This window comes from Bacillus sp. 41-22, from assembly GCF_025809295.1.
Taxonomy (GTDB): domain Bacteria; phylum Bacillota; class Bacilli; order Bacillales; family Bacillaceae_G; genus Bacillus_A; species Bacillus_A mycoides.
In genome coordinates, this window is record NZ_CP084035.1 from 12501 (window position 1) to 38540 (window position 26040).

The window sequence follows — 26040 nt, forward strand, 5'->3', positions numbered from 1 at the left end:
CGACACAGGTAGGCGAGGAGAGAATCCTAAGGTGTGCGAGAGAACTCTGGTTAAGGAACTCGGCAAAATGACCCCGTAACTTCGGGAGAAGGGGTGCTTTCTTAACGGAAAGCCGCAGTGAATAGGCCCAAGCGACTGTTTAGCAAAAACACAGGTCTCTGCGAAGCCGTAAGGCGAAGTATAGGGGCTGACACCTGCCCGGTGCTGGAAGGTTAAGGAGAGGGGTTAGCGTAAGCGAAGCTCTGAACTGAAGCCCCAGTAAACGGCGGCCGTAACTATAACGGTCCTAAGGTAGCGAAATTCCTTGTCGGGTAAGTTCCGACCCGCACGAAAGGTGTAACGATTTGGGCACTGTCTCAACCAGAGACTCGGTGAAATTATAGTACCTGTGAAGATGCAGGTTACCCGCGACAGGACGGAAAGACCCCGTGGAGCTTTACTGTAGCCTGATATTGAATTTTGGTACAGTTTGTACAGGATAGGCGGGAGCCATTGAAACCGGAGCGCTAGCTTCGGTGGAGGCGCTGGTGGGATACCGCCCTGACTGTATTGAAATTCTAACCTACGGGTCTCATCGACCCGGGAGACAGTGTCAGGTGGGCAGTTTGACTGGGGCGGTCGCCTCCTAAAGTGTAACGGAGGCGCCCAAAGGTTCCCTCAGAATGGTTGGAAATCATTCGTAGAGTGCAAAGGCATAAGGGAGCTTGACTGCGAGACCTACAAGTCGAGCAGGGACGAAAGTCGGGCTTAGTGATCCGGTGGTTCCGCATGGAAGGGCCATCGCTCAACGGATAAAAGCTACCCCGGGGATAACAGGCTTATCTCCCCCAAGAGTCCACATCGACGGGGAGGTTTGGCACCTCGATGTCGGCTCATCGCATCCTGGGGCTGTAGTCGGTCCCAAGGGTTGGGCTGTTCGCCCATTAAAGCGGTACGCGAGCTGGGTTCAGAACGTCGTGAGACAGTTCGGTCCCTATCCGTCGTGGGCGCAGGAAATTTGAGAGGAGCTGTCCTTAGTACGAGAGGACCGGGATGGACGCACCGCTGGTGTACCAGTTGTTCTGCCAAGGGCATAGCTGGGTAGCTATGTGCGGAAGGGATAAGTGCTGAAAGCATCTAAGCATGAAGCCCCCCTCAAGATGAGATTTCCCATAGCGTAAGCTAGTAAGATCCCTGAAAGATGATCAGGTTGATAGGTTCGAGGTGGAAGCATGGTGACATGTGGAGCTGACGAATACTAATAGATCGAGGACTTAACCATATAATATGAAGCAAATGTTATCTAGTTTTGAAGGAATATACCTTCATAGTTTGGTGATGATGGCAGAGAGGTCACACCCGTTCCCATACCGAACACGGAAGTTAAGCTCTCTAGCGCCGATGGTAGTTGGGACCTTGTCCCTGTGAGAGTAGGACGTCGCCAAGCAAGATAAAAACACAAGTCTTTTGACTTGTGTTTTTTTTATTTCCCATGAAATAGGTTGGATTCCGTTAATAAAAATGCTGAAATATAGTAAGGGATTTTTTGAGCAGAAATATTGAGAAATTGATAAATAAACGGATAATCTTCAGATCCATAGCTTCCAAGTAAGTCATACCACCAATCTGTTTCATACCTCGAAATCATGCTTAAATTATAGAGCAATAAATAATGAACAAGGAGCTCAGGCAACACTGGCTTAGAGTTTCTAGGGTCGTTCGTAAGTGGTAAATAATAAGTGTCAGCAAGATACTCGTAGTATAAAGGTGTGCTATACATAGGATTCCATGATTGAATAGGTGCTGAAAAAAACACATTTAATTCATTATTTTTCTCAGGTACGTGTTGTATTGATAAATGCTTACAAGCTGTTTCGATGTAACGAGAAAATCTCTCTTTAGTCATATGTAGTCGATCTAGTATGTTGACTGAAAAGGAGAGCTCATTTTTATTTGTTGAATCGATTTTATATAATGTTGTTCCTTTTTGACTATAGCGAAATAAATGTTGTAACTCAGGGATTTTTCCCATTAGCTCTAACATATTAAACTTTTCTGTTTCCAAGTGTTTCATGTGAAACAGTTGTTCTGCAGCGTGAGTAAATAGTCCGTTTTTCTGTATTTTCACCTCATCTTCTAAAAATTGATATCCTTGTTTTTTTCGTTTACGGGTTGTCACTCCATGTGCTAAAACGGTTGTTGATTCTGGATAGTTTGGATTAATAGTTAATAAACAAGCTTTAAAAAGTTGCCCCATTCCATAAAATAACAGCATTGGCTGAATGGAAAATGGTGCTGTTTTATATAATTCATAATAATTTTTACCGTGTTCTAAGTAATAAATAAATGGATAACAATTTTCAAAACTTTTTTTTTCGGCATCCTGAATCGAGGATTTTTCATAACAACGGGCAAGATAACGTTGTACATTTTGAGATGAAAAGAAGAAACTTAATTGCTGCCAAGTACAATGTGTTTGATGCATATATTACGCTCCTTTTATTGTCTAAAAATTCTAACATATATATACGTCCTTGACAGTATTTTAACCAATTGATAAGCTACTAATAATAATTTCTGGTATCATGGGGGGAACAATTATGTGGGAATCTAAATTTGTTAAAGAAGGTTTGACTTTTGATGATGTATTACTTGTACCAGCGAGGTCAGATATATTACCAAGAGAAGTAAGTGTTAAAACAGTTTTATCTGAAAGCTTACAGTTAAACATCCCGTTAATTAGTGCAGGAATGGATACAGTAACAGAAGCTGACATGGCTATTGCAATGGCTCGCCAAGGCGGTTTAGGAATTATTCATAAGAATATGTCTATTGAACAACAGGCAGAGCAAGTTGATAAAGTAAAGCGCTCTGAAAGCGGCGTTATTTCAGATCCTTTCTTCTTAACTCCAGAACATCAAGTATATGATGCAGAACATCTTATGGGAAAATATCGTATCTCAGGTGTACCAGTTGTAAATAATTTAGATGAGCGAAAATTAGTTGGTATTATTACAAACCGTGATATGCGTTTCATCCAAGACTACTCAATCAAAATTTCTGACGTAATGACAAAAGAACAGTTAATTACAGCTCCAGTTGGTACTACACTGGAAGAAGCTGAAAAGATCCTACAAAAGTATAAAATTGAAAAGCTCCCTCTTGTTGATAATAACGGTGTATTACAAGGGCTTATTACAATAAAAGATATTGAAAAAGTAATTGAATTCCCAAACTCTGCTAAAGATAAGCAAGGACGCTTATTAGTTGGAGCAGCTGTTGGTGTAACGGCTGATGCTATGCTTCGTATCGATGCATTAGTAAAAGCTAGCGTAGATGCAATTGTACTTGATACAGCTCATGGGCATTCTAAAGGTGTTATTGAAAAGGTAAAAGAAGTTCGTGCGAAATATCCAGCACTAAATATTATCGCTGGAAATGTTGCTACAGCTGAAGCAACGAAAGCATTAATTGAGGCTGGTGCAAACGTAGTTAAAGTTGGTATTGGACCAGGTTCTATTTGTACAACGCGTGTTGTAGCTGGTGTTGGTGTACCACAATTAACAGCAGTTTATGATTGTGCAACAGAAGCTCGTAAACACGGTATTCCAGTTATTGCTGATGGCGGTGTTAAGTACTCTGGTGATATGGTTAAAGCTTTAGCAGCAGGAGCACACGTTGTTATGCTAGGTAGTATGTTTGCTGGCGTTGCTGAAAGCCCTGGAGAAACTGAAATTTACCAAGGTCGCCAATTTAAAGTATATCGTGGTATGGGTTCTGTTGGAGCGATGGAAAAAGGAAGTAAAGATCGTTACTTCCAAGAAGGAAACAAAAAACTTGTTCCTGAAGGTATTGAAGGACGCGTACCATATAAAGGACCTTTAGCAGATACAGTTCATCAATTAGTTGGTGGATTACGTGCAGGTATGGGATATTGCGGAGCGCAGAATTTAGAATTCTTACGTGAGAATGCGCAGTTCATTCGTATGTCAGGTGCAGGTTTACGTGAAAGCCATCCTCATCACGTACAGATTACAAAAGAGGCTCCAAACTACTCATTATAATGTCTTATATACAAATAGACAGAGATTTGATATCTCTGTCTATTTTTTTTTGATTATGTTAGAATAACGGTTATGTGAGTACATAGATATTGGGGGTAGCAAAAGTGAAAGGTATGTTTTGCAAAAGATTCATTGCGTTGGTAACAGTGCTTACAATAGCTTGTAGCATGCTTGTACCATATAGCAATGCATCAGCAGAAACAGGAGCCGCTTTAAACATTGAAGCAGGTGCGGCAATTTTAGTAGAAGCGAATTCTGGGAAGATTTTATATCAAAAAAATGCAGATGAGTTATTATCAATTGCTAGTATGACAAAAATGATGAGTGAATACCTAGTGAACGAGGCTATTGCGAAAGGGAAACTAAAATGGGATCAAAAAGTTAAGGTTTCCGAATATGCGTATAACATTTCGCAAGATCGTTCATTATCGAACGTGCCTCTACGAAATGGTGAATCTTATACAGTAAAAGAGCTATACGAAGCAATGGCAATTTATTCTGCTAATGGTGCAACGATAGCGTTAGCTGAAGCAGTTGCTGGAAAAGAAGTAGACTTTGTAAAAATGATGAATGATAAATCGAAAGAGTTAGGATTAAAAAATTATAAGTTTGTAAATTCTACGGGCTTAACGAACAAAGATTTAAAAGGACACCATCCTGAAGGGACAACTCCGGATGAAGAAAATAAAATGTCTGCGAGAGATGTAGCAATTTTAGCACAACGTCTTATTCAAGATTTCCCTAAAACATTAGACATAGCAAAAATTTCAAAAAAAGTATTCCGTGAAGGTACTCCGGATCGGATCGAAATGCCTAACTGGAACTGGATGTTAAAAGGGTTAATTAAGGAATACGAAGGCGTAGATGGTCTGAAAACAGGATCAACTCCAGAAGCAGGAGATTGTTTCACTGGTACGATTGAAAGAAATGGTATGCGTTTCATTTCTGTAGTTATTAAAACAAAATCTCACACGGCAAGATTTGATGAGACAAAGAAATTATATGATTATGGCTTTGCTAACTTTGAAATGAAGAAAATGTATGAAAAAGGTTCTTCGGTTAAAGGAAAAGAAACAGTAAGAGTTGAAAATGCGAAAGATAAAGATGTAGCAGTTCAAACGAAGCAAGCTGTTTCACTTCCGGTGCCAAAGGGAAGTAAAGACGTTTATAAAACAGAATTTAAAGAAGGAAATAAGGGACAAGAGGCACCTATGAAAAAGGGAGTTACACTTGGCCAAATGGTTGTAACGTCTAAAGATAGTAATGATCCTGGATTTTTATCAGGAAAATCATTACAAGTAGACCTTATAACAAAATCTGAAGTAGAAGAGGCAGGCTGGTTCACACGTTCTATGCGCGGAATTGGTTCTTTCTTTAGTGGTATGTGGAATAGTGCTGTTGATACAGTAAAAGGTTGGTTTTAAAAGCTCCTCATTGTAGGAGCTTTTTCTTATTCCTATTTTTCATACCGACTTTATGAAAAAGTAGTGGACAAGCATCAGATAGTTAGTGGTAGAATGTAAGAGTATTCTTAATTTTCTTCTTTAACGGGGGAAAGCAATTCACCTAGGGGGGTTTTTGTACATGACAAATGTAACAGGGACAGAACGTGTAAAACGTGGAATGGCAGAAATGCAAAAAGGCGGCGTTATTATGGACGTAGTTAACGCCGAGCAAGCAAGGATTGCAGAAGAGGCAGGTGCAGTTGCTGTTATGGCATTAGAGCGTGTACCTGCAGATATTCGTGCAGCAGGTGGCGTTTCTCGTATGGCAGATCCAACAATTGTTGAAGAAGTTATGGGTGCTGTATCAATTCCGGTTATGGCAAAATGTCGTATCGGTCACCTTGTAGAAGCACGTGTATTAGAATCATTAGGGGTAGACTATATCGATGAGAGTGAAGTATTGACTCCTGCTGATGAAGTATACCATTTAAATAAACGTGATTACACAGTTCCGTTTGTATGTGGTTGCCGCGATATCGGAGAAGCTGCACGTCGTATTGCAGAAGGTGCAGCTATGCTTCGTACAAAAGGTGAACCTGGAACAGGAAACATTGTAGAGGCAGTGCGTCATATGCGCCAAGTCAATGCAGAAATCCGTCAAGTTGCAAGTCTACGTGAAGATGAGTTAATGACATATGCAAAAAATACTGGTGCTCCTTATGAAGTACTACTTGAAATTAAACGCCTTGGTCGCCTGCCAGTTGTAAACTTTGCAGCAGGTGGTGTAGCAACACCAGCAGATGCAGCGTTAATGATGCAACTTGGTGCTGATGGTGTATTTGTTGGATCTGGTATCTTCAAATCAGAGAACCCAGAGAAATTTGCACGTGCAATCGTTGAAGCAACGACTCATTATGAAGATTACGAACTAATTGCAAGCCTTTCTAAAGGATTAGGTAATGCAATGAAAGGTATCGAAATTTCAACGTTATTACCAGAACAACGCATGCAAGAGCGTGGATGGTAATTAAAGGAGATCTTTAAAATGGTGAAAATCGGTGTACTAGGTCTTCAAGGTGCAGTTCGTGAGCATGTAAAATCAGTTGAGGCAAGTGGTGCAGAAGCTGTTGTTGTAAAGCGTGTAGAGCAACTTGAAGAGATTGATGGTCTTATTTTACCAGGCGGTGAAAGTACAACAATGCGCCGTCTTATTGATAAGTATGCTTTCATGGAGCCTCTTCGTACATTTGCGAAGTCTGGTAAACCAATGTTTGGTACATGTGCAGGAATGATTCTTCTTGCGAAAACACTTATTGGCTATGAAGAAGCACATATTGGTGCTATGGATATTACGGTTGAGCGCAATGCGTTCGGACGCCAAAAAGATAGTTTTGAAGCTGCACTTTCAATGAAAGGTGTGGGAGAAGACTTTGTTGGTGTATTTATCCGTGCTCCGTATGTTGTAAATGTAGCTGATGATGTTGAAGTACTTTCTACGCATGGCGAGCGAATGGTAGCGGTAAGGCAAGGGCCGTTTTTAGCTGCTTCTTTCCATCCGGAATTAACGGATGATCATCGTGTAACAGCATACTTTGTAGAAATGGTAAAAGAAGCGAAAATGAAAAAAGTTGTATAAGTAACTTGCAACTTGTATAAGATTATAGTAAATTGATGATAACAATTTTATAAAATAAGCGTGTTGATAGGAAGTAGTAACAAATGTTGTTTCTTATAGAGAGTCGATGGTTGGTGGAAATCGATAGAAACAGTTTGTGAATCCATCCTGGAATGGAATGTGGAATATCTTTTGATTAGTAAACATTCCCGGTGAAGAGCCGTTATTTCTACTTGAGAGGAAAGCGGTAATGCTTTCAACTAGGGTGGCAACGCGGGTTAACTCCCGTCCCTTTGTATAGGGACGGGAGTTTTTTGTGTTTTATAAAATAAAAGGAGGAGTATATAATGCTTGATATTAAATTTTTACGTACGAATTTTGAAGAAGTAAAAGCAAAATTACAGCATAGAGGCGAAGATTTAACGGATTTTGGTCGCTTTGAAGAACTTGATACGAGAAGAAGAGAGCTACTTGTTCAAACAGAAGAATTAAAAAGTAAACGTAACGAAGTATCTCAACAAATTTCAGTATTAAAGCGTGAAAAGAAAGATGCGGAAGCTCTAATTCTAGAAATGCGTGAAGTTGGGGAAAAAGTAAAAGATCTTGATAATGAGCTTCGTACAGTTGAAGAAGATTTAGAAAGATTAATGCTATCTATCCCAAATATCCCTCATGAATCTGCTCCAATAGGTGAAACAGAGGATGATAACGTAGTAGCACGTACTTGGGGAGAAGTGAAAGAATTTACTTATGAGCCAAAACCACATTGGGACCTTGCTACTGATTTAGGGATTTTAGATTTTGAACGTGCTGGGAAAGTAACAGGAAGCCGATTTGTATTTTACAAAGGTGCTGGTGCAAGATTAGAACGTGCTTTGATTAGCTTTATGCTTGACCTTCATACTGATGAGCATGGATATGAGGAAGTATTGCCTCCTTATATGGTAAACCGTGCAAGTATGACAGGAACAGGACAACTTCCGAAGTTTGAAGAAGATGCATTCCGTATTGAAAGTGAAGATTATTTCCTAATCCCAACAGCTGAAGTACCTGTAACGAATATGCATCGTGATGAGATTGTGAGTAAAGAGCAATTGCCGATACGATATGCTGCGTTTAGCTCATGCTTCCGTTCTGAAGCAGGTTCAGCTGGTCGTGATACACGTGGTTTAATTCGCCAACATCAATTTAATAAAGTTGAACTTGTGAAGTTCGTGAAACCAGAAGATTCTTACGAAGAGTTAGAAAAATTAACAAATGATGCAGAGCGCGTGTTACAATTATTAGAGTTGCCATATCGCGTTATGAGCATGTGTACAGGAGATTTAGGATTTACAGCAGCGAAGAAATACGATATTGAAGTATGGATTCCAAGCTATGGTACATATCGTGAAATTTCTTCTTGTAGTAATTTTGAGGCATTCCAAGCGAGACGCGCGAATATCCGTTTCCGTCGTGAGCCAAATGGTAAACCGGAACATGTTCATACACTAAATGGATCTGGTCTTGCAATTGGACGTACAGTGGCAGCTATTTTAGAGAACTACCAACAAGAAGATGGTACAATTATAATTCCAGAAGTTCTTCGCCCTTATATGGGAGGAAAAACAGTTATTAAATAAGTTAAAACATTCATCGGTATGAGTGATTGGTAATTATGGACGTTGTCAGCAGTGTCATAAAGGAGAGGGGAAGTAAAATTCCCCTTTCCTCATAATTTATTATAGTAGGGTTGACTAACTGTTTTTCTTTTGATATTATATTTGATGTCAATATGGAGGTATACCCAAGTCTGGCTGAAGGGATCGGTCTTGAAAACCGACAGGCGGCGAGAGTCGCGCGGGGGTTCGAATCCCTCTACCTCCTCCAGATATAATTGACAACAGCGCATATAAGTGGAGATTGGAGAACTCGTTACCAACACGTAACGAGTTTTTATTTTAAAACCAATCATAAAGTATGATGTAAGGATATAGTGTCCTTATTACACACTCATATTCCGATGATTATCTTCATAGATATGAAAGGAGTTAACATGGATCTTATTATACAAACGTTTCCTTTAGATGGAAAAACTTTATATTATGTACAATGTCCTGTCTGTAAGAACAATAGAATTTTAAACAGTGGTGCAAATGTGTCGCGCATTATAAGTGATGATACATTCCGTAAACTTTGTGGTTGCACTTGTGATGTAAAACAGGTTGCAAAAAAAGTAGAGGTACCAAAAGAAGCTGAAAAACCAGCTGTGCAAAAAGAAGTAACTCCAAAACGTACAGGGAAATTACTAACAGCAGTAATTAATGGGAAAGAATTGACTGTTAAAGAGATTGCTGAAACATATGATATTAGTACGAGTACTGTTCGTCAGCGTATTAATGCTGGAAAGCCAGAGAGTGAAATTATTGCTCCGACAAAAAAGAAAAAGTAATTTCATAGGAAAACCCGTGCATATGCACGGGTTTTTTATTTTACAAGTTTACGTGTTTGTTTTAAAAAATGTCCAATTTTTTTAATGATTGGTTCGATTGAATCGCCATCTTTTAAAATATCGTATTCATTAATGTTTAATCGTAAAACAGGGCATGAATTAAAGTTATTAATCCAGTTATCGTAACGTCCATGCATCTCTTTCCAATATTCAATTGGTGTTTGCTGCTCCATGGGACGTCCTCTTTCTTGAATACGATCGACAATATCATCAAAAGAACCTTCTAGGTAAATTAATAAGTCTGGATGAGGGAAGTAAGGAGTCATGACCATAGCATCAAATAACCCTTTGTATGTCTCATAATCAGTTTCAGTCATTGTACCCTTTTCGTAATGCATTTTTGCGAAAATACCAGTGTCCTCATAGATAGAACGGTCTTGAACAAAACCGCCACCATATTCGAAAATTCTTTTTTGTTCTTTAAATCGTTCTGCTAAAAAGTACACTTGTAAGTGAAAGCTCCAGCGTGTGAAATCAGCATAGAACTTGTCCAAATATGGGTTGGAATCTACTTTTTCAAAAGATGTACGATAACCTAAAGCGTTAGCCAATGCAGTTGTCATAGTTGATTTACCGACACCTACTGTTCCAGCAATAGTGATAACTGCATCATTTGGTATATCATATTTTTGCCTTAAATTCATTGTTATTTCGACTCCTTCAAGAGAGTATTTTGAAGAGCTGATAAGATGACATTTAAATCATCATGATTTCTTACAAAATCCATATCGTCTCCATTAAATTTCAATACTGGAATATCTGGATGGTCCTTTTTGAAAGCATCCATTGCTGTTTCGTAATCTTTTGTAAGCTGTAGCAAGTAATTTGGATCCATATTTTTTTCGAATTCTCTTCCGCGCATGGCAATTCGTTTTTGTAATGTTTCTAGGCTCGCTGTTAAATAAACGATGACATTTGGCACAGGCATATCTTGCGTAAGAATGCGATAAATTTGCATGTACTTGTCATATTGAGAATCTTTTAATGTACGGGATGCAAAAATTAAATTTTTAAATATATGATAATCTGCTACTACAGGCTTTCTTTGATTCAAATACTTTATGTTAATATCCTCTAGTTGTTTGTATCTATTACAAAGAAAGAACATCTCTGTTTGAAAACTCCATTCGTCGATGTCTTCGTAGAATTTTCCTAAAAAAGGATTTTCATCAACAATCTCTTTTAGTAAGTGGAGTTGCATGTGAGTTGAAAGTTCCTTCGCAAGTGAAGTTTTTCCAACACCAATTGGTCCTTCAACCGTGATAAATGGTACTCCGGTCACGCTGTTTCCTCCTTTCAATCAGTGATTTACCGTGACTACTAAAAACACAAAACAGAATTATTGTAGCACAAGAGGGGAGCGAGCGGACTAATTTGATATAAAAAGTTAGAAAATAGATATGTATTAATTAAATTTTATTTGGGATGACGGTACAATATTTGCCTTTAATGTGGCTTCCATTATTTTTAAAGCATGTTCATTATCTTGCTCGTTATTAGAAGCGATGCAATCCCGTGGTACATAAAGTGTATAATTTCTCATATGGGCATCATTAGCTGTAAAAAGGATGCATATGTTCCCGGCAATTCCTGTTAAAATGAGATTTTCGATTTTTAAATAACCTAATAAAGAATTCAAAGGTGTTTCATAAAAAGCAGAGTAATGTGGTTTAATAAAAATGTAATCGTCAGTATGCGGAGCAATGGCCTCGATAATATTTTTACTATACTCATTTGTACAATGGGTGATAAGTTGATCAATATCAGATCTCCAAAGTTGATAGTGATCATTGACATAAATTATTGGATAGCCCAATGATTTCATGGTGTCCTTTAATTGTAAAATGGGGTTCTTTATAATTTCACATTTCTGTGCCAGGATGTGTCCGTGGGAGAATTGAAAATCATTAATCATATCGATAATGAGTAAGGCGGTATTTTTCATATGTAATTCCCTCTCTTTCTTCTTTAGGTTGGATTGAATTTGTAAAAGTTATCCCACCTGCAAGAAATGAAAAAGTGTATTTTATTTTTGGTGAAAGGACTATATTATGGAGCGAGATATATATTTTATGCAGTTAGCAATAGAGGAAGCGAAGAAGGCGGAGGCGATACAAGAGGTACCAATTGGTGCTGTAATTGTGCTAGATGGTGAAGTGATTAGTGTCGCACATAACTTAAGAGAAACTGAACAGAGATCAATAGCTCACGCCGAACTCTTAGCTATTGATGAAGCTTGCAAAAAATTAGGGACATGGCGTTTAGAAGATGCAACGTTATATGTAACATTAGAACCTTGCCCAATGTGTGCAGGGGGAATTGTTTTATCGCGTATAAAACGGGTTGTATATGGTGCGAGCGATCCGAAAGGTGGATGTGCAGGTACGTTGATGAATCTTTTAACTGATGAGCGTTTTAATCATCAGTGTGAAGTAGTGCCTGGTGTACTTGAAGAAGAATGTGGTACGTTGTTAACGATTTTTTTTAGGGAGCTTCGTAAGAAAAGAAAAGAAGTGAAAAAACTAGAGAAAAGTAATGGTAACTAACGTATTTGCATTTTGTAAAAAAACAAGTTATACTGATAATGCCTTATCCAAGGCAACCGAATATTGGTTTTAACTTTGCCGTGCTAAGCGGGGAGGTAGCGGTGCCCTATACTCGCAATCCGCTCTAGCGAGGCTGAATCCCTTCTCGAGGTTATGTTGCTGTAAGGTCTGCCTTAAGTAAGTGGTGTTGACGTTTGGGTCCTGCGCAACGGGACCCCGTGAACCTTGTCAGGTCCGGAAGGAAGCAGCAATAAGCGGGTTTTCTCGTGTGCCGCAGGAGTGCCTGAACCGAGCTAACTGCTTGAGTAACGCTTATGGTACGTAATCGACAGAAGGTGCACGGCAGTTATATATGTATACAAAACTCACCTTTATATAAAGGTGAGTTTTTTATATGGAAAATAACTTTTGGAATCTATAAACAGAATGGGTTATAATAAATAAGATAATAACCTTTGAGGGAGGCCGTATTTTCGTGTCATACCAAGCGTTATACCGAACATGGAGACCGCAAAAATTCGAAGATGTAGTCGGTCAAAAGCACGTGACAAAAACGTTGCAAAATGCCCTTCTTCAAGAGAAAGCTTCACATGCTTATTTGTTTTCGGGTCCGAGGGGAACAGGGAAAACGACAATTGCAAAAGTATTTGCAAAGGCAATTAACTGTGAACACGCCCCGGTAGCTGAACCTTGTAATGAATGTCCTTCTTGTTTAGGAATTACACAAGGGTCTATTTCAGATGTATTAGAAATTGATGCGGCTTCAAATAACGGTGTAGATGAAATTCGAGATATAAGAGATAAAGTAAAATATGCTCCAAGTGCTGTAGGATATAAAGTATACATTATTGATGAAGTTCACATGCTTTCTATGGGTGCCTTTAATGCGCTTTTGAAAACTTTAGAAGAGCCGCCAGGACATGTTATTTTTATTCTGGCGACAACAGAACCGCATAAAATTCCAGCTACAATTATTTCGCGTTGTCAGCGTTTTGAGTTTCGAAAGATATCAGTAAATGATATCGTTGAGAGATTATCGACGGTCGTGACAAATGAAGGTACGCAAGTAGAAGATGAAGCGTTACAAATCGTAGCGCGTGCCGCCGAAGGTGGTATGCGTGATGCGCTCAGTCTTATTGATCAAGCTATTTCTTATAGTGATGAAACGGTGACGAGTGAAGATGTTTTAGCTGTAACAGGATCTGTATCTCAGCGATATTTGGGTGACCTGGTAGAATGTATACGTGAAAATGATGTATCAAGAGCGTTACGTATTATAGATGAGATGATGAGTAAAGGGAAAGATCCAGTTCGCTTTATGGAGGATTTCATTTACTACTATCGTGATATGCTTTTATATCAAACTTCACCACAATTAGAACATATGTTGGAACGGGTAATTGTAGATGATCAATTCCGTACGTTAAGTGAAGAAATGCAACCGGAAGTAATCTATGAAATTATTCATACCCTTAGTAAGGGGCAACAGGAGATGAAGTGGACAAACCATCCAAGAATATTCTTGGAAGTTGTTATGGTGCAACTGTGTCAGCAGTTTATGATGCAAGCAAACGGCGTAGATCGTTTACAAGCGATTATGAATAGGATGCAGCAGTTGGAGAAAGAGTTAGAGCAAGTTAAAAAGAATGGCGTGCCAGCTGGTGTGCAGCAGGAAGTAAGAGAGACGCGGGCAACACCAAAACCGGTACGAACAGGGAGTATGAAAATTCCTGTTGGACGTGTGAATGAAGTGTTAAAGCAAGCGAAGCGTCAAGATTTAGAACAGTTAAAAGCTGTATGGGGCGAATTATTAGGAAGGCTCAAGTCACATAACAAAGTAGCATTTGCTGTTTTATTAGAAAATAGTGAACCAGTTGCGGCTTCGGATGATACCTATGTGTTAGCATTTCAATATGAGATTCATTGTAAAATGGCTAGTGAAAATCGAGAAGCAATGGATACATTGGAACAAACTCTTTTTGAATTGTTAAGTAAAAGGTTAAATATGATTGCTATCCCAAAAAGTGAATGGGGTAAAATTCGTGAAGACTTTTTACAACGCGAAGGCGGGGATTCTGAAGAAAGCCCAGAACAAAAAGAAGATCCTCTTATAGAAGAGGCTGTAAAATTAGTAGGGCAAGAACTTATTGAAATAAAAGAGTAATAATAATGAGGAGGAATTAATTATGATGCGTGGCGGAATGGGAAATATGAATAATATGATGAAACAAATGCAAAAGATGCAAAAAGACATGGCGAAGGCGCAAGAAGAGCTTGGCGAAAAAACAGTTGAAGGTACAGCTGGCGGCGGAATGGTTACTGTTATTGCAAATGGTCATAAGCAAGTTCTTGAAGTGAAAATTAAAGAAGAAGTTGTAGATCCAGAAGATATCGAAATGTTACAAGACTTAGTATTAGCTGCAACGAATGATGCACTTAAAAAGGTTGATGAACTTTCAAACTCTACAATGGGCAAATTTACAAAAGGCATGAACTTACCAGGTGGAATGTTCTAGGAGGATATTGATATATGCATTATCCAGAACCGATATCAAAATTAATCGATAGTTTTATGAAGTTGCCAGGAATCGGACCGAAAACAGCGGTTCGATTGGCATTCTTCGTGTTAGATATGAAAGAGGATGATGTACTAGGTTTTGCGAAAGCACTTGTGAATGCAAAGCGAGATTTAGCGTATTGTTCTGTGTGCGGACATATCACTGACCGCGATCCTTGTTATATTTGTGACGATTCGCATAGGGATCAATCGGTTGTTTGTGTAGTACAAGAGCCGAAAGATGTAATTGCGATGGAAAAAATGAAAGAATATCAAGGTGTATATCATGTTTTGCGTGGTGCCATTTCTCCAATGGAGGGAATTGGACCAGAGGATATTAATATCCCGCAGTTATTAAAGAGACTGCAAGATGAAACAGTACAAGAAGTGATATTAGCAACAAACCCTAATATTGAAGGGGAAGCCACAGCGATGTACATATCCCGCCTCTTAAAGCCAACAGGAATTAAAGTAACTCGTATTGCACATGGTCTGCCAGTTGGTGGAGATTTAGAATATGCAGATGAAGTAACACTATCGAAAGCTTTAGAAGGCCGTAGAGAGATATAAGAGGAGAAGGGAAAATGTTCTTTCAAAAAAAGGGTAAGTTGCGTAAAGAGTATGACGATAAGTTAATTGTATTATTAGAAAAGGTAAAGAATGAATGGCTACGTCAGAAGAGACTGGTTGAACAAAGTGTTGAGCCGTCTCAAGATGTACTTTGTTCTTTAAAAATAGCAGAGGCGAAATATTTTTTCTTGTTAAAAGAAGCAAAACGTCGTCCTGTGAAAATGGAACAATGGTAAAAGGTCCTGCTTTTTAAAGCGGGACCTTTTACTTTTTATCGATTTATTTGTGAGTAATAGGGCTACTTTATTTTTGGGATATAAAGAGGAGAAAGAAAAAATGGGAATGGAATTAGTTGTATCTAATTGCTAGTGCTTAGAAGAAAGATTACTGATTAAAGGTTATAAAGATGAAGTGGTAGGAGTTATGTTATAGATGTTCTTTTTTCTTGTCTTGTCCCATACAAATGGATATGTATAGGTCATTCATAAGGAGGAAAAAATGAATTCTACAATTATTATTGTTGGCATTCTTTCTTTAGTTTTTATTTTTCTTGTTTTTGGTGTTTCTGCTAAACCAATACGTTTTATAGGGAAAGCACTCTTTCATGTCACTTTAGGTATAGCGTTACTATTTATTGTGAATGTTGCAGGGACATATTTCGATTTTCATATTCCAATTAACATGGGCACAGCTGCAGTATCAAGTTTATTAGGGGTGCCAGGTGTTGCTGCATTAGTGATTATTAAGCTATATATAATGCCAAGATAAATTTATTTTGGCATTTTTTAAAAAAGCGTTGACTTATCGATTAGTAATATGATAAATTAATAAGCGTCGTCAGGAACGAAAGAAAAAAGTTGTTGACAGATTCAAGTCAAAATGTTAAATTATAAAAGTCGCTGAAACGTGACATTGAACTTTGAAAACTAAACGAAACAAACAACGTGAAACGTCAATTTTTATTTTTAGATGCTAGACAAACTAACTTTATTGGAGAGTTTGATCCTGGCTCAGGATGAACGCTGGCGGCGTGCCTAATACATGCAAGTCGAGCGAATGGATTAAGAGCTTGCTCTTATGAAGTTAGCGGCGGACGGGTGAGTAACACGTGGGTAACCTACCCATAAGACTGGGATAACTCCGGGAAACCGGGGCTAATACCGGATAATATTTTGAACTGCATAGTTCGAAATTGAAAGGCGGCTTCGGCTGTCACTTATGGATGGACCCGCGTCGCATTAGCTAGTTGGTGAGGTAACGGCTCACCAAGGCGACGATGCGTAGCCGACCTGAGAGGGTGATCGGCCACACTGGGACTGAGACACGGCCCAGACTCCTACGGGAGGCAGCAGTAGGGAATCTTCCGCAATGGACGAAAGTCTGACGGAGCAACGCCGCGTGAGTGATGAAGGCTTTCGGGTCGTAAAACTCTGTTGTTAGGGAAGAACAAGTGCTAGTTGAATAAGCTGGCACCTTGACGGTACCTAACCAGAAAGCCACGGCTAACTACGTGCCAGCAGCCGCGGTAATACGTAGGTGGCAAGCGTTATCCGGAATTATTGGGCGTAAAGCGCGCGCAGGTGGTTTCTTAAGTCTGATGTGAAAGCCCACGGCTCAACCGTGGAGGGTCATTGGAAACTGGGAGACTTGAGTGCAGAAGAGGAAAGTGGAATTCCATGTGTAGCGGTGAAATGCGTAGAGATATGGAGGAACACCAGTGGCGAAGGCGACTTTCTGGTCTGTAACTGACACTGAGGCGCGAAAGCGTGGGGAGCAAACAGGATTAGATACCCTGGTAGTCCACGCCGTAAACGATGAGTGCTAAGTGTTAGAGGGTTTCCGCCCTTTAGTGCTGAAGTTAACGCATTAAGCACTCCGCCTGGGGAGTACGGCCGCAAGGCTGAAACTCAAAGGAATTGACGGGGGCCCGCACAAGCGGTGGAGCATGTGGTTTAATTCGAAGCAACGCGAAGAACCTTACCAGGTCTTGACATCCTCTGAAAACTCTAGAGATAGAGCTTCTCCTTCGGGAGCAGAGTGACAGGTGGTGCATGGTTGTCGTCAGCTCGTGTCGTGAGATGTTGGGTTAAGTCCCGCAACGAGCGCAACCCTTGATCTTAGTTGCCATCATTAAGTTGGGCACTCTAAGGTGACTGCCGGTGACAAACCGGAGGAAGGTGGGGATGACGTCAAATCATCATGCCCCTTATGACCTGGGCTACACACGTGCTACAATGGACGGTACAAAGAGCTGCAAGACCGCGAGGTGGAGCTAATCTCATAAAACCGTTCTCAGTTCGGATTGTAGGCTGCAACTCGCCTACATGAAGCTGGAATCGCTAGTAATCGCGGATCAGCATGCCGCGGTGAATACGTTCCCGGGCCTTGTACACACCGCCCGTCACACCACGAGAGTTTGTAACACCCGAAGTCGGTGGGGTAACCTTTATGGAGCCAGCCGCCTAAGGTGGGACAGATGATTGGGGTGAAGTCGTAACAAGGTAGCCGTATCGGAAGGTGCGGCTGGATCACCTCCTTTCTATGGAGAATTGATGAACGCAGTTCATCAATATAAGTTTCCGTGTTTCGTTTTCGTTTAGTTTTGAGAGTTCAATATAAGTATTGACTCTTAAATAGGAATATGATATAAATAAATTCCGCAATTTGTATGGGCCTATAGCTCAGCTGGTTAGAGCGCACGCCTGATAAGCGTGAGGTCGATGGTTCGAGTCCATTTAGGCCCACCATACATTTTACGGGGCCTTAGCTCAGCTGGGAGAGCGCCTGCCTTGCACGCAGGAGGTCAGCGGTTCGATCCCGCTAGGCTCCACCAAAAAGCTATTTTATATAGCAAATGGTATGTTCTTTGAAAACTAGATAACAGTGTAGCTCATATTTTTTAATTTTAGTTTGGTTAAGTTAGAAAGGGCGCACGGTGGATGCCTTGACACTAGGAGTCGATGAAGGACGGGACTAACGCCGATATGCTTCGGGGAGCTGTAAGTAAGCTTTGATCCGAAGATTTCCGAATGGGGAAACCCACTATACGTAATGGTATGGTATCCTTACCTGAATACATAGGGTATGGAGGACAGACCCAGGGAACTGAAACATCTAAGTACCTGGAGGAAGAGAAAGCAAATGCGATTTCCTGAGTAGCGGCGAGCGAAACGGAATCTAGCCCAAACCAAGAGGCTTGCCTCTTGGGGTTGTAGGACATTCTATACGGAGTTACAAAGGAACGAGGTAGACGAAGCGACCTGGAAAGGTCCGTCACAGAGGGTAATAACCCCGTAGTCGAAACTTCGTTCTCTCTTGAATGTATCCTGAGTACGGCGGAACACGTGAAATTCCGTCGGAATCTGGGAGGACCATCTCCCAAGGCTAAATACTCCCTAGTGATCGATAGTGAACCAGTACCGTGAGGGAAAGGTGAAAAGCACCCCGGAAGGGGAGTGAAAGAGATCCTGAAACCGTGTGCCTACAAATAGTCAGAGCCCGTTAATGGGTGATGGCGTGCCTTTTGTAGAATGAACCGGCGAGTTACGATCCCGTGCGAGGTTAAGCTGAAGAGGCGGAGCCGCAGCGAAAGCGAGTCTGAATAGGGCGTTTAGTACGTGGTCGTAGACCCGAAACCAGGTGATCTACCCATGTCCAGGGTGAAGTTCAGGTAACACTGAATGGAGGCCCGAACCCACGCACGTTGAAAAGTGCGGGGATGAGGTGTGGGTAGCGGAGAAATTCCAATCGAACCTGGAGATAGCTGGTTCTCCCCGAAATAGCTTTAGGGCTAGCCTTAAGTGTAAGAGTCTTGGAGGTAGAGCACTGATTGAACTAGGGGTCCTCATCGGATTACCGAATTCAGTCAAACTCCGAATGCCAATGACTTATCCTTAGGAGTCAGACTGCGAGTGATAAGATCCGTAGTCAAGAGGGAAACAGCCCAGATCGCCAGCTAAGGTCCCAAAGTGTGTATTAAGTGGAAAAGGATGTGGAGTTGCTTAGACAACTAGGATGTTGGCTCAGAAGCAGCCACCATTTAAAGAGTGCGTAATAGCTCACTAGTCGAGTGACTCTGCGCCGAAAATGTACCGGGGCTAAATACACCACCGAAGCTGCGAATTGATACCAATGGTATCAGTGGTAGGGGAGCGTTCTAAGTGCAGTGAAGTCAGACCGGAAGGACTGGTGGAGCGCTTAGAAGTGAGAATGCCGGTATGAGTAGCGAAAGACGGGTGAGAATCCCGTCCACCGAATGCCTAAGGTTTCCTGAGGAAGGCTCGTCCGCTCAGGGTTAGTCAGGACCTAAGCCGAGGCCGACAGGCGTAGGCGATGGACAACAGGTTGATATTCCTGTACCACCTCTTTATCGTTTGAGCAATGGAGGGACGCAGAAGGATAGAAGAAGCGTGCGATTGGTTGTGCACGTCCAAGCAGTTAGGCTGATAAGTAGGCAAATCCGCTTATCGTGAAGGCTGAGCTGTGATGGGGAAGCTCCTTATGGAGCGAAGTCTTTGATTCCCCGCTGCCAAGAAAAGCTTCTAGCGAGATAAAAGGTGCCTGTACCGCAAACCGACACAGGTAGGCGAGGAGAGAATCCTAAGGTGTGCGAGAGAACTCTGGTTAAGGAACTCGGCAAAATGACCCCGTAACTTCGGGAGAAGGGGTGCTTTCTTAACGGAAAGCCGCAGTGAATAGGCCCAAGCGACTGTTTAGCAAAAACACAGGTCTCTGCGAAGCCGTAAGGCGAAGTATAGGGGCTGACACCTGCCCGGTGCTGGAAGGTTAAGGAGAGGGGTTAGCGTAAGCGAAGCTCTGAACTGAAGCCCCAGTAAACGGCGGCCGTAACTATAACGGTCCTAAGGTAGCGAAATTCCTTGTCGGGTAAGTTCCGACCCGCACGAAAGGTGTAACGATTTGGGCACTGTCTCAACCAGAGACTCGGTGAAATTATAGTACCTGTGAAGATGCAGGTTACCCGCGACAGGACGGAAAGACCCCGTGGAGCTTTACTGTAGCCTGATATTGAATTTTGGTACAGTTTGTACAGGATAGGCGGGAGCCATTGAAACCGGAGCGCTAGCTTCGGTGGAGGCGCTGGTGGGATACCGCCCTGACTGTATTGAAATTCTAACCTACGGGTCTTATCGACCCGGGAGACAGTGTCAGGTGGGCAGTTTGACTGGGGCGGTCGCCTCCTAAAGTGTAACGGAGGCGCCCAAAGGTTCCCTCAGAATGGTTGGAAATCATTCGTAGAGTGCAAAGGCATAAGGGAGCTTGACTGCGAGACCTACAAGTCGAGCAGGGACGAAAGTCGGGCTTAGTGATCCGGTGGTTCCGCATGGAAGGGCCATCGCTCAACGGATAAAAGCTACCCCGGGGATAACAGGCTTATCTCCCCCAAGAGTCCACATCGACGGGGAGGTTTGGCACCTCGATGTCGGCTCATCGCATCCTGGGGCTGTAGTCGGTCCCAAGGGTTGGGCTGTTCGCCCATTAAAGCGGTACGCGAGCTGGGTTCAGAACGTCGTGAGACAGTTCGGTCCCTATCCGTCGTGGGCGCAGGAAATTTGAGAGGAGCTGTCCTTAGTACGAGAGGACCGGGATGGACGCACCGCTGGTGTACCAGTTGTTCTGCCAAGGGCATAGCTGGGTAGCTATGTGCGGAAGGGATAAGTGCTGAAAGCATCTAAGCATGAAGCCCCCCTCAAGATGAGATTTCCCATAGCGTAAGCTAGTAAGATCCCTGAAAGATGATCAGGTTGATAGGTTCGAGGTGGAAGCATGGTGACATGTGGAGCTGACGAATACTAATAGATCGAGGACTTAACCATATAATATGAAGCAAATGTTATCTAGTTTTGAAGGAATATGCCTTCAATAGTTTGGTGATGATGGCAGAGAGGTCACACCCGTTCCCATACCGAACACGGAAGTTAAGCTCTCTAGCGCCGATGGTAGTTGGGACCTTGTCCCTGTGAGAGTAGGACGTCGCCAAGCAAGCTAAAAACACAAGTCTTTTGACTTGTGTTTTTTTGTTTTTAAACAGTACATGAAAGAAGTAAAGGGAATACATAAGTAATACAAACACGTTGCCCAAGAATAAATCATATTATATAAAAAATTGATGTATATTTTCCGGAAATTTGTTAAGGAATAGAGGTATATAATATGTTTATTTAAAAAGGGAGGAAAGATTATGAAATTACCAAGTGAAATTTGCATCGTTTGTGAGACAAAAAGAGGGGAAGGAATATATGTATATAATAATTTAATATGTTACGAGTGCGAAAGAAATCTGGTGAATACTGAGACAACTGACCCGAAGTATATACATTATTTAAAACAACTGCGAAAATTAGAAGTATCATATTTTTAAATAGGCATTATGCCTATTATTTTTTTTGCCCTAATATCTGTATAATAGATACAGAATGAATAATAAGGAAGAGATATATATGAATCAAAATCGTATGCCTTTATATGAGGCGCTAATGGAATTTAAAGAAAGGCGACTACTATCTTTTCATGTTCCGGGTCATAAGAATGGTTTAAACTTCCCTCAGAAAGCTTCAGGGGGGTTTAAGGACATATTATCAATTGATGTAACAGAGTTAACAGGATTAGATGATTTACATAGCCCGTTTGAATGTATAGATGAAGCACAGCAATTATTAGCTGAAGTATATGGCGTGCACAAAAGTTATTTTTTAATTAATGGTTCAACAGTTGGAAATTTAGCAATGATTTTGTCTTGCTGCGGCGAACATGATATTGTCCTCGTACAAAGAAATTGTCATAAATCGATCATTAATGGTTTGAAATTAGCAGGGGCTAATCCGGTCTTTTTAAATCCATGGATTGATGAAGTACATAACGTACCAGTAGGTGTTCATGATGAAATTATTAAGGAGGCAATTACAAAGTATCCAAATGCAAAAGCACTTATTTTAACACATCCTAATTACTATGGTATGGGAATTGATTTAGAGGCAAGTATCGCTTACGCACATGCACATAAAATTCCTGTTCTAGTAGATGAAGCCCATGGGGCGCATTTTTGTATAGGGGACCCCTTCCCGAAGTCAGCATTAGTTTATGGTGCGGATATTGTGGTTCATTCCGCACATAAAACATTACCTGCGATGACAATGGGATCTTATTTACATATAAATAGCCGTTTGGTGAGCGAAGAAAAAGTTTCCTCCTATTTAAGTATGCTACAATCTAGTAGCCCATCGTATCCAATTATGGCTTCTCTTGATATAGCACGTTTTGCAATAGCTGTTATAAAGGAAGAAGGTCATGATGAAATCGTTGAGTTTTTACGCCGATTTAAAGAAGGATTGCGATCTATCCCACAAATAGCTATTTTACAATATCCATCGCAAGATGAATTAAAAGTTACGGTGCAAACTCGCTGTCAGTTATCGGGGTATGAATTACAGTCTGTATTTGAAAAAGTCGGTATATATACGGAAATGGCAGATCCATATAACGTCCTATTTATATTACCGTTACAAGTAAATGAGGGGTATATGAAAGCTATAGAGATCATTCGATTAGCTATGCAGCAATATAAGGTAAAAGACAAGACAGCATCAATTCGTTATACTTATAAAGGGGAGATTTCCCCTTTACCGTATACGTATAAACAATTAGAGAGATATGAAACGAAGTTAGTATCTATAGAAGAAGCCGTTGGTATGATAGCTGCAGAAATGGTGATTCCGTATCCACCTGGAATTCCATTGATCATGTATGGAGAGAGAATTACTCAAGAACATACAAAGCAAATTACTCATTTAGAGAAAACAGGGGCTCGTTTTCAAGGTAGTACGAAATATATGAACGTGTATGATATAGAAAGTAGGTTTTAGGATGAAGGGATTATTTGTAACAATTGAAGGGCCAGAAGGTTCGGGTAAAACAACATTAATTAAAAGTTTATTACCATATTTTGAGCAAAAGGAACAAAAGGTAATGGCGACCAGAGAACCAGGTGGTATTGCAATTTCTGAAGATATTAGAACAATTTTACATAAAAAAGAGTATACGATGATGGAAGCACGTACAGAGGCGCTCTTATATGCTGCTGCACGTAGACAACATTTAGTGGAAAAAGTTATGCCAGCACTTGAGGAAAACTATCTTGTACTATGTGATCGTTTTATAGATAGCTCTTTAGCATATCAAGGATATGCAAGAGGCTTAGGTATGGATAAAGTATTTGAAATTAATCGTTTCGCAACGGAAGATTGTATGCCTAGTTTAACAATCTATTTAGATATTGAGCCAGAGGTAGGTTTAGCACGAATTGGAAAAGATGCAGGACGTGAAGTAAATCGACTAGATATGGAAGATATCTCTTTCCATAAACGTGTGCGTGAAGGGTATTTACAAGTTGTAGAGCGTTTCTCTAATCGCATTGTATTAGTAAATGCTGATCAACCAATGAAAAAACTTATAGAAGAAGTTGTTCAGATTATAGAAGATAAATTGTTATAATAGAAGGAAAGAATGAAATAAGTGAGGTATGCAGTATGATAAATACGTGGGAGCAGCTTTCTGCTATACAGCCCATCGGTGTCAAAATGTTGATGAATAGCATTGCAAAAGAGCGTATATCCCACGCTTACTTGTTAGAGGGAGGGAAAGGGACTGGGAAGTTCGCCACAGCAATTCAAATGGCAAAAAGTTTTCTCTGTTCACAAAGAAATGGTGTAGAGCCTTGTCATGTATGTACGAATTGTCGCCGAATTGATTCAGGTAACTACCCAAACTTACATATTGTAAAACCAGATGGATTATCTATTAAAAAACAGCAAATTCATGATTTACAAGAAGAGTTTTCAAAAACAGGATTAGAAGCAAATAAAAAAGTATATATTATTGAGCATGCAGATCGTATGACAGCAAATGCAGCGAATACGCTCTTAAAGTTTTTAGAAGAACCAAGTAGTGATACAACAGCTATTTTACTTACTGAACAAAGTCATCAGATTTTAAATACAATCTTATCTCGTTGTCAAGTTGTTACGTTTAGGCCGTTGCCTACAGAATCTTTAATTAAGAGGTTAGAGGAAGAAGGTATTACAGTTTCTTTATCTACACTTGCTGCGCAGCTTACAAATAGTTTTGAAGAAGCTTTATTAATGTGTAATGATGAATGGTTTGCACAAGCGAGAGCTTTAGTGATAAAATTATGTGAAGCGCTCGAAAAAGATAAGGCCTCTATTTTTTTTGTACAAGAAAAATGGGGGAAGCACTTTGGAGAGAAAGAACAATTACAGCAAGGCTTAGATATGTTACTCCTTATTTATAAGGATTTATTATATGTTCAACTTGGAGAAGAAGATCGTCTTGTTTTTCATGAGCAGAAAGAGATGTTTGAATCCTTTTCTTATGCTCAGAAGCGCATTGTATCAGCTCTCTTTAATATATTAGAGGCAAAAAATAGAATCAACGCTAATGTAAATGCGCAGCTTGTGTTCGAACAGTTAGTGTTGCGGTTGCAGGAGGGATGACCGTTTTGTATGATGTAGTAGGTGTTCGCTTTAAGAAGGCCGGAAAGGTATATTACTTTGATCCAAATCAGTTCGATATCTCAGAAAATGAGTTTGTAATTGTAGAAACGGTAAGAGGTATTGAGTATGGAAAAGTAGTTATTACCAAAAAGCAAGTTGATGAAAATGACGTTGTATTACCGCTAAAAAAAGTTATTCGTATTGCAAATGAAAATGATCGTACCATTGTTGAAGAGAATAGGCATGCTGCGAAAGAAGCATATCAAGTTTGTCAACAAAAGGTAGGAGAACATAATCTTGATATGAAGCTTGTAGATGTAGAGTATACGTTCGATCGTAATAAGATTATTTTTTACTTTACTGCGGATGGTCGGATTGATTTCCGGGAACTAGTGAAAGACTTAGCGGCAATTTTTAGGACAAGAATTGAGCTGAGACAGATCGGCGTTCGTGACGAAGCAAAAATGCTTGGTGGTATTGGTCCATGTGGTCGTATGCTTTGTTGTTCTACTTTTTTAGGAGATTTTGAACCTGTATCCATTAAAATGGCAAAAGATCAAAATTTATCATTAAATCCTGCAAAAATCTCTGGTTTATGTGGTCGCTTAATGTGTTGCTTAAAATATGAGAATGATGAATATGAGGCAGCAAAGGAACAACTTCCTGATTTAGATCAACGTATACAAACACCGCACGGTACTGGCCGTGTTATCGGATTAAATATTTTAGAAAGATTAATTCAAGTGGAACTAGTAGACAAGGAACGGATAGTAGAATATACGTTAGATGAATTAATGAATAAAGGGGTCGTTTCGAGTCAAACCACAGATTAATGAGGTGGGTGCTTGTGGAGAAAAAGGATATTTTTGCATCGGTTTCTAGTATGGAAGAGCAAATTGGACATTTATACAAACAGTTGGGAGAATTAAAACAACATCTTGCAGAATTATTGGAAGAAAACCAACATATAAAAATGGAAAATGAAAATTTGCGACATCGTTTTGAAGAAGTGCAGAACAAGGAAAAACAAAAAACTCAAAAACGCAAAGAAATGAAGGCGAAGACAGATATTGGTGAAGGCTACGATAATCTAGCGAGACTATATCAAGAAGGTTTTCATATTTGCAATCTACATTATGGAAGTGTACGTAAAGAGGGAGATTGTTTATTCTGTCTGTCATTTTTAAATAAAAAGTGAGATTACCTTTCCAATATAATTGGAAAGGTAATTTTTTATACATGAGAG

The 26040-nt window shown here is 40.3% G+C and carries 22 protein-coding genes, 3 tRNA genes, 5 rRNA genes, 1 other RNA gene and 1 other annotated feature (1 of these 32 cut by a window edge); of the genes, 27 read left to right on the forward strand and 4 right to left on the reverse strand.

All coding sequences use genetic code 11. The annotated features are described in order from the left end of the window. Together LCF45_RS00050 and rrf (LCF45_RS00055) are read left to right on the forward strand one after the other, a co-directional pair. Nucleotides 1–1261, forward strand: a 23S ribosomal RNA gene (locus LCF45_RS00050); it begins 1661 nt to the left of the window's first position. Nucleotides 1262–1310: 49 nt separating this feature from the next. Then, nucleotides 1311–1426 (forward strand): 5S ribosomal RNA (gene rrf / locus LCF45_RS00055). Between the two features lie 36 nt (nt 1427–1462). On the opposite strand, the gene LCF45_RS00060 is transcribed toward rrf (LCF45_RS00055), so the two are convergent. Then, entirely contained in the window at nt 1463–2464 is a 1002-nt protein-coding gene (locus LCF45_RS00060; RefSeq protein WP_002130734.1) for a YaaC family protein, read from the reverse strand. A gap of 115 nt (nt 2465–2579) precedes the next feature. Here LCF45_RS00060 and guaB point away from each other — a divergent pair, with 115 nt between their 5' ends. From guaB to LCF45_RS00095, 7 genes are all read left to right on the forward strand, one after another. Next, nucleotides 2580–4043, forward strand: coding sequence for an IMP dehydrogenase (gene guaB / locus LCF45_RS00065; protein ID WP_002107266.1), 1464 nt, complete (start codon nt 2580–2582; stop codon nt 4041–4043). Between the two features lie 113 nt (nt 4044–4156). Next, nucleotides 4157–5467 carry a D-alanyl-D-alanine carboxypeptidase family protein gene (locus tag LCF45_RS00070; protein WP_133058330.1) on the forward strand — a complete coding sequence of 437 codons (1311 nt, stop codon included), beginning with the start codon at nt 4157–4159 and terminating at the stop codon, nt 5465–5467. Between the two features lie 160 nt (nt 5468–5627). Beyond that, entirely contained in the window at nt 5628–6515 is an 888-nt protein-coding gene (gene pdxS, locus LCF45_RS00075) for a pyridoxal 5'-phosphate synthase lyase subunit PdxS (protein WP_002009615.1), read from the forward strand. An 18-nt stretch (nt 6516–6533) separates the two neighbouring features. Continuing rightward, on the forward strand, nt 6534–7124 hold the full coding sequence (gene pdxT / locus LCF45_RS00080) for a pyridoxal 5'-phosphate synthase glutaminase subunit PdxT (RefSeq protein WP_002130736.1): 591 nt from the start codon (nt 6534–6536) through the stop codon (nt 7122–7124). 54 nt (nt 7125–7178) lie between these two features. Continuing rightward, nucleotides 7179–7399, forward strand: a binding site (T-box leader). A gap of 51 nt (nt 7400–7450) precedes the next feature. After that, a complete protein-coding gene (gene serS / locus LCF45_RS00085) occupies nt 7451–8725 on the forward strand; it encodes a serine--tRNA ligase (RefSeq protein WP_002009617.1) in 1275 nt (424 codons plus the stop codon). 154 nt (nt 8726–8879) lie between these two features. Further along, a tRNA-Ser gene (locus LCF45_RS00090) sits at nt 8880–8972 on the forward strand. 166 nt (nt 8973–9138) lie between these two features. Continuing rightward, the gene (locus LCF45_RS00095; RefSeq protein WP_002029297.1) at nt 9139–9534 is read left to right on the forward strand and encodes a sigma factor-like helix-turn-helix DNA-binding protein; all 396 of its coding nucleotides are present in this window, start codon (nt 9139–9141) and stop codon (nt 9532–9534) included. Between the two features lie 35 nt (nt 9535–9569). Here LCF45_RS00095 and LCF45_RS00100 read toward each other — a convergent pair whose 3' ends face one another. The 3 genes from LCF45_RS00100 to LCF45_RS00110 all read right to left on the reverse strand — a co-directional run bounded on the left by LCF45_RS00100 (nt 9570) and on the right by LCF45_RS00110 (nt 11539). Continuing rightward, nucleotides 9570–10238 (reverse strand): deoxynucleoside kinase, encoded by a 669-nt coding sequence (locus LCF45_RS00100; RefSeq protein ID WP_002009620.1) that lies wholly within the window; start codon nt 10236–10238, stop codon nt 9570–9572. 2 nt (nt 10239–10240) lie between these two features. Then, complete coding sequence (locus tag LCF45_RS00105) at nt 10241–10876, reverse strand: deoxynucleoside kinase (RefSeq protein ID WP_002170085.1); 636 nt, start codon at nt 10874–10876, stop codon at nt 10241–10243. A 123-nt stretch (nt 10877–10999) separates the two neighbouring features. After that, nucleotides 11000–11539, reverse strand: coding sequence for a cysteine hydrolase family protein (locus LCF45_RS00110; RefSeq protein WP_078207016.1), 540 nt, complete (start codon nt 11537–11539; stop codon nt 11000–11002). A 106-nt stretch (nt 11540–11645) separates the two neighbouring features. Between LCF45_RS00110 and tadA the strand changes: the two genes are divergently transcribed. From tadA to yabA, 18 genes are all read left to right on the forward strand, one after another. After that, a complete protein-coding gene (tadA, locus tag LCF45_RS00115) occupies nt 11646–12140 on the forward strand; it encodes a tRNA adenosine(34) deaminase TadA (RefSeq protein WP_002029304.1) in 495 nt (164 codons plus the stop codon). Nucleotides 12141–12218: 78 nt separating this feature from the next. Further along, nucleotides 12219–12483, forward strand: an RNA gene (gene ffs, locus LCF45_RS00120) — signal recognition particle sRNA large type. A gap of 132 nt (nt 12484–12615) precedes the next feature. After that, nucleotides 12616–14304: a DNA polymerase III subunit gamma/tau gene (dnaX, locus tag LCF45_RS00125; RefSeq protein WP_002130739.1), complete on the forward strand. Its 1689-nt coding sequence runs from the start codon at nt 12616–12618 to the stop codon at nt 14302–14304. A 25-nt stretch (nt 14305–14329) separates the two neighbouring features. Beyond that, nucleotides 14330–14656 (forward strand): YbaB/EbfC family nucleoid-associated protein, encoded by a 327-nt coding sequence (locus LCF45_RS00130; protein WP_170935248.1) that lies wholly within the window; start codon nt 14330–14332, stop codon nt 14654–14656. Nucleotides 14657–14670: 14 nt separating this feature from the next. Further along, nucleotides 14671–15267, forward strand: a complete 597-nt coding sequence (gene recR / locus LCF45_RS00135) for a recombination protein RecR (protein WP_002009629.1) — start codon at nt 14671–14673, stop codon at nt 15265–15267. A gap of 14 nt (nt 15268–15281) precedes the next feature. Next, the gene (locus tag LCF45_RS00140) at nt 15282–15503 is read left to right on the forward strand and encodes a YaaL family protein (protein WP_002009631.1); all 222 of its coding nucleotides are present in this window, start codon (nt 15282–15284) and stop codon (nt 15501–15503) included. Nucleotides 15504–15765: 262 nt separating this feature from the next. After that, nucleotides 15766–16035, forward strand: coding sequence for a pro-sigmaK processing inhibitor BofA family protein (locus LCF45_RS00145; protein ID WP_078207015.1), 270 nt, complete (start codon nt 15766–15768; stop codon nt 16033–16035). A gap of 219 nt (nt 16036–16254) precedes the next feature. Beyond that, a 16S ribosomal RNA gene (locus LCF45_RS00150) occupies nt 16255–17806 on the forward strand. Between the two features lie 131 nt (nt 17807–17937). Continuing rightward, nucleotides 17938–18014: transfer RNA gene (locus LCF45_RS00155), tRNA-Ile, on the forward strand. Nucleotides 18015–18024: 10 nt separating this feature from the next. Next, nucleotides 18025–18100 (forward strand) — tRNA-Ala (locus tag LCF45_RS00160). Between the two features lie 79 nt (nt 18101–18179). Beyond that, nucleotides 18180–21101, forward strand: a 23S ribosomal RNA gene (locus tag LCF45_RS00165). Nucleotides 21102–21151: 50 nt separating this feature from the next. Further along, a 5S ribosomal RNA gene (rrf, locus tag LCF45_RS00170) occupies nt 21152–21267 on the forward strand. The 16S, 23S and 5S rRNA genes sit together here with 2 tRNA genes alongside, the layout of an rRNA operon. Before the next feature lie 199 nt (nt 21268–21466). Continuing rightward, complete coding sequence (locus tag LCF45_RS00175) at nt 21467–21646, forward strand: sigma factor G inhibitor Gin (RefSeq protein ID WP_002130199.1); 180 nt, start codon at nt 21467–21469, stop codon at nt 21644–21646. Between the two features lie 79 nt (nt 21647–21725). Then, nucleotides 21726–23147 (forward strand): aminotransferase class I/II-fold pyridoxal phosphate-dependent enzyme, encoded by a 1422-nt coding sequence (locus tag LCF45_RS00180; RefSeq protein WP_002130200.1) that lies wholly within the window; start codon nt 21726–21728, stop codon nt 23145–23147. Nucleotide 23148: 1 nt separating this feature from the next. Further along, entirely contained in the window at nt 23149–23775 is a 627-nt protein-coding gene (gene tmk, locus LCF45_RS00185) for a dTMP kinase (protein ID WP_002130202.1), read from the forward strand. A 35-nt stretch (nt 23776–23810) separates the two neighbouring features. After that, complete coding sequence (holB, locus tag LCF45_RS00190; RefSeq protein ID WP_002009636.1) at nt 23811–24794, forward strand: DNA polymerase III subunit delta'; 984 nt, start codon at nt 23811–23813, stop codon at nt 24792–24794. Between the two features lie 5 nt (nt 24795–24799). Next, complete coding sequence (locus tag LCF45_RS00195; protein ID WP_002009637.1) at nt 24800–25627, forward strand: PSP1 domain-containing protein; 828 nt, start codon at nt 24800–24802, stop codon at nt 25625–25627. Nucleotides 25628–25641: 14 nt separating this feature from the next. After that, nucleotides 25642–25992 carry a DNA replication initiation control protein YabA gene (gene yabA / locus LCF45_RS00200; RefSeq protein ID WP_002009639.1) on the forward strand — a complete coding sequence of 117 codons (351 nt, stop codon included), beginning with the start codon at nt 25642–25644 and terminating at the stop codon, nt 25990–25992. Nucleotides 25993–26040: the final 48 nt, after the last annotated feature.

Bases quoted from the DNA above. Each gene is read 5' to 3' on its own strand.
- LCF45_RS00060 (WP_002130734.1), bottom strand. From the start codon at position 2,464: ATGCATCAAACACATTGTACTTGGCAGCAATTAAGTTTCTTCTTTTCA.
- guaB (WP_002107266.1), top strand. From the start codon at position 2,580: ATGTGGGAATCTAAATTTGTTAAAGAAGGTTTGACTTTTGATGATGTA.
- LCF45_RS00070 (WP_133058330.1), top strand. From the start codon at position 4,157: ATGTTTTGCAAAAGATTCATTGCGTTGGTAACAGTGCTTACAATAGCT.
- pdxS (WP_002009615.1), top strand. From the start codon at position 5,628: ATGACAAATGTAACAGGGACAGAACGTGTAAAACGTGGAATGGCAGAA.
- pdxT (WP_002130736.1), top strand. From the start codon at position 6,534: ATGGTGAAAATCGGTGTACTAGGTCTTCAAGGTGCAGTTCGTGAGCAT.
- serS (WP_002009617.1), top strand. From the start codon at position 7,451: ATGCTTGATATTAAATTTTTACGTACGAATTTTGAAGAAGTAAAAGCA.
- LCF45_RS00095 (WP_002029297.1), top strand. From the start codon at position 9,139: ATGGATCTTATTATACAAACGTTTCCTTTAGATGGAAAAACTTTATAT.
- LCF45_RS00100 (WP_002009620.1), bottom strand. From the start codon at position 10,238: ATGAATTTAAGGCAAAAATATGATATACCAAATGATGCAGTTATCACT.
- LCF45_RS00110 (WP_078207016.1), bottom strand. From the start codon at position 11,539: ATGAAAAATACCGCCTTACTCATTATCGATATGATTAATGATTTTCAA.
- tadA (WP_002029304.1), top strand. From the start codon at position 11,646: ATGGAGCGAGATATATATTTTATGCAGTTAGCAATAGAGGAAGCGAAG.
- LCF45_RS00130 (WP_170935248.1), top strand. From the start codon at position 14,330: ATGCGTGGCGGAATGGGAAATATGAATAATATGATGAAACAAATGCAA.
- recR (WP_002009629.1), top strand. From the start codon at position 14,671: ATGCATTATCCAGAACCGATATCAAAATTAATCGATAGTTTTATGAAG.
- LCF45_RS00140 (WP_002009631.1), top strand. From the start codon at position 15,282: ATGTTCTTTCAAAAAAAGGGTAAGTTGCGTAAAGAGTATGACGATAAG.
- LCF45_RS00145 (WP_078207015.1), top strand. From the start codon at position 15,766: ATGAATTCTACAATTATTATTGTTGGCATTCTTTCTTTAGTTTTTATT.
- LCF45_RS00175 (WP_002130199.1), top strand. From the start codon at position 21,467: ATGAAATTACCAAGTGAAATTTGCATCGTTTGTGAGACAAAAAGAGGG.
- LCF45_RS00180 (WP_002130200.1), top strand. From the start codon at position 21,726: ATGAATCAAAATCGTATGCCTTTATATGAGGCGCTAATGGAATTTAAA.
- tmk (WP_002130202.1), top strand. From the start codon at position 23,149: ATGAAGGGATTATTTGTAACAATTGAAGGGCCAGAAGGTTCGGGTAAA.
- holB (WP_002009636.1), top strand. From the start codon at position 23,811: ATGATAAATACGTGGGAGCAGCTTTCTGCTATACAGCCCATCGGTGTC.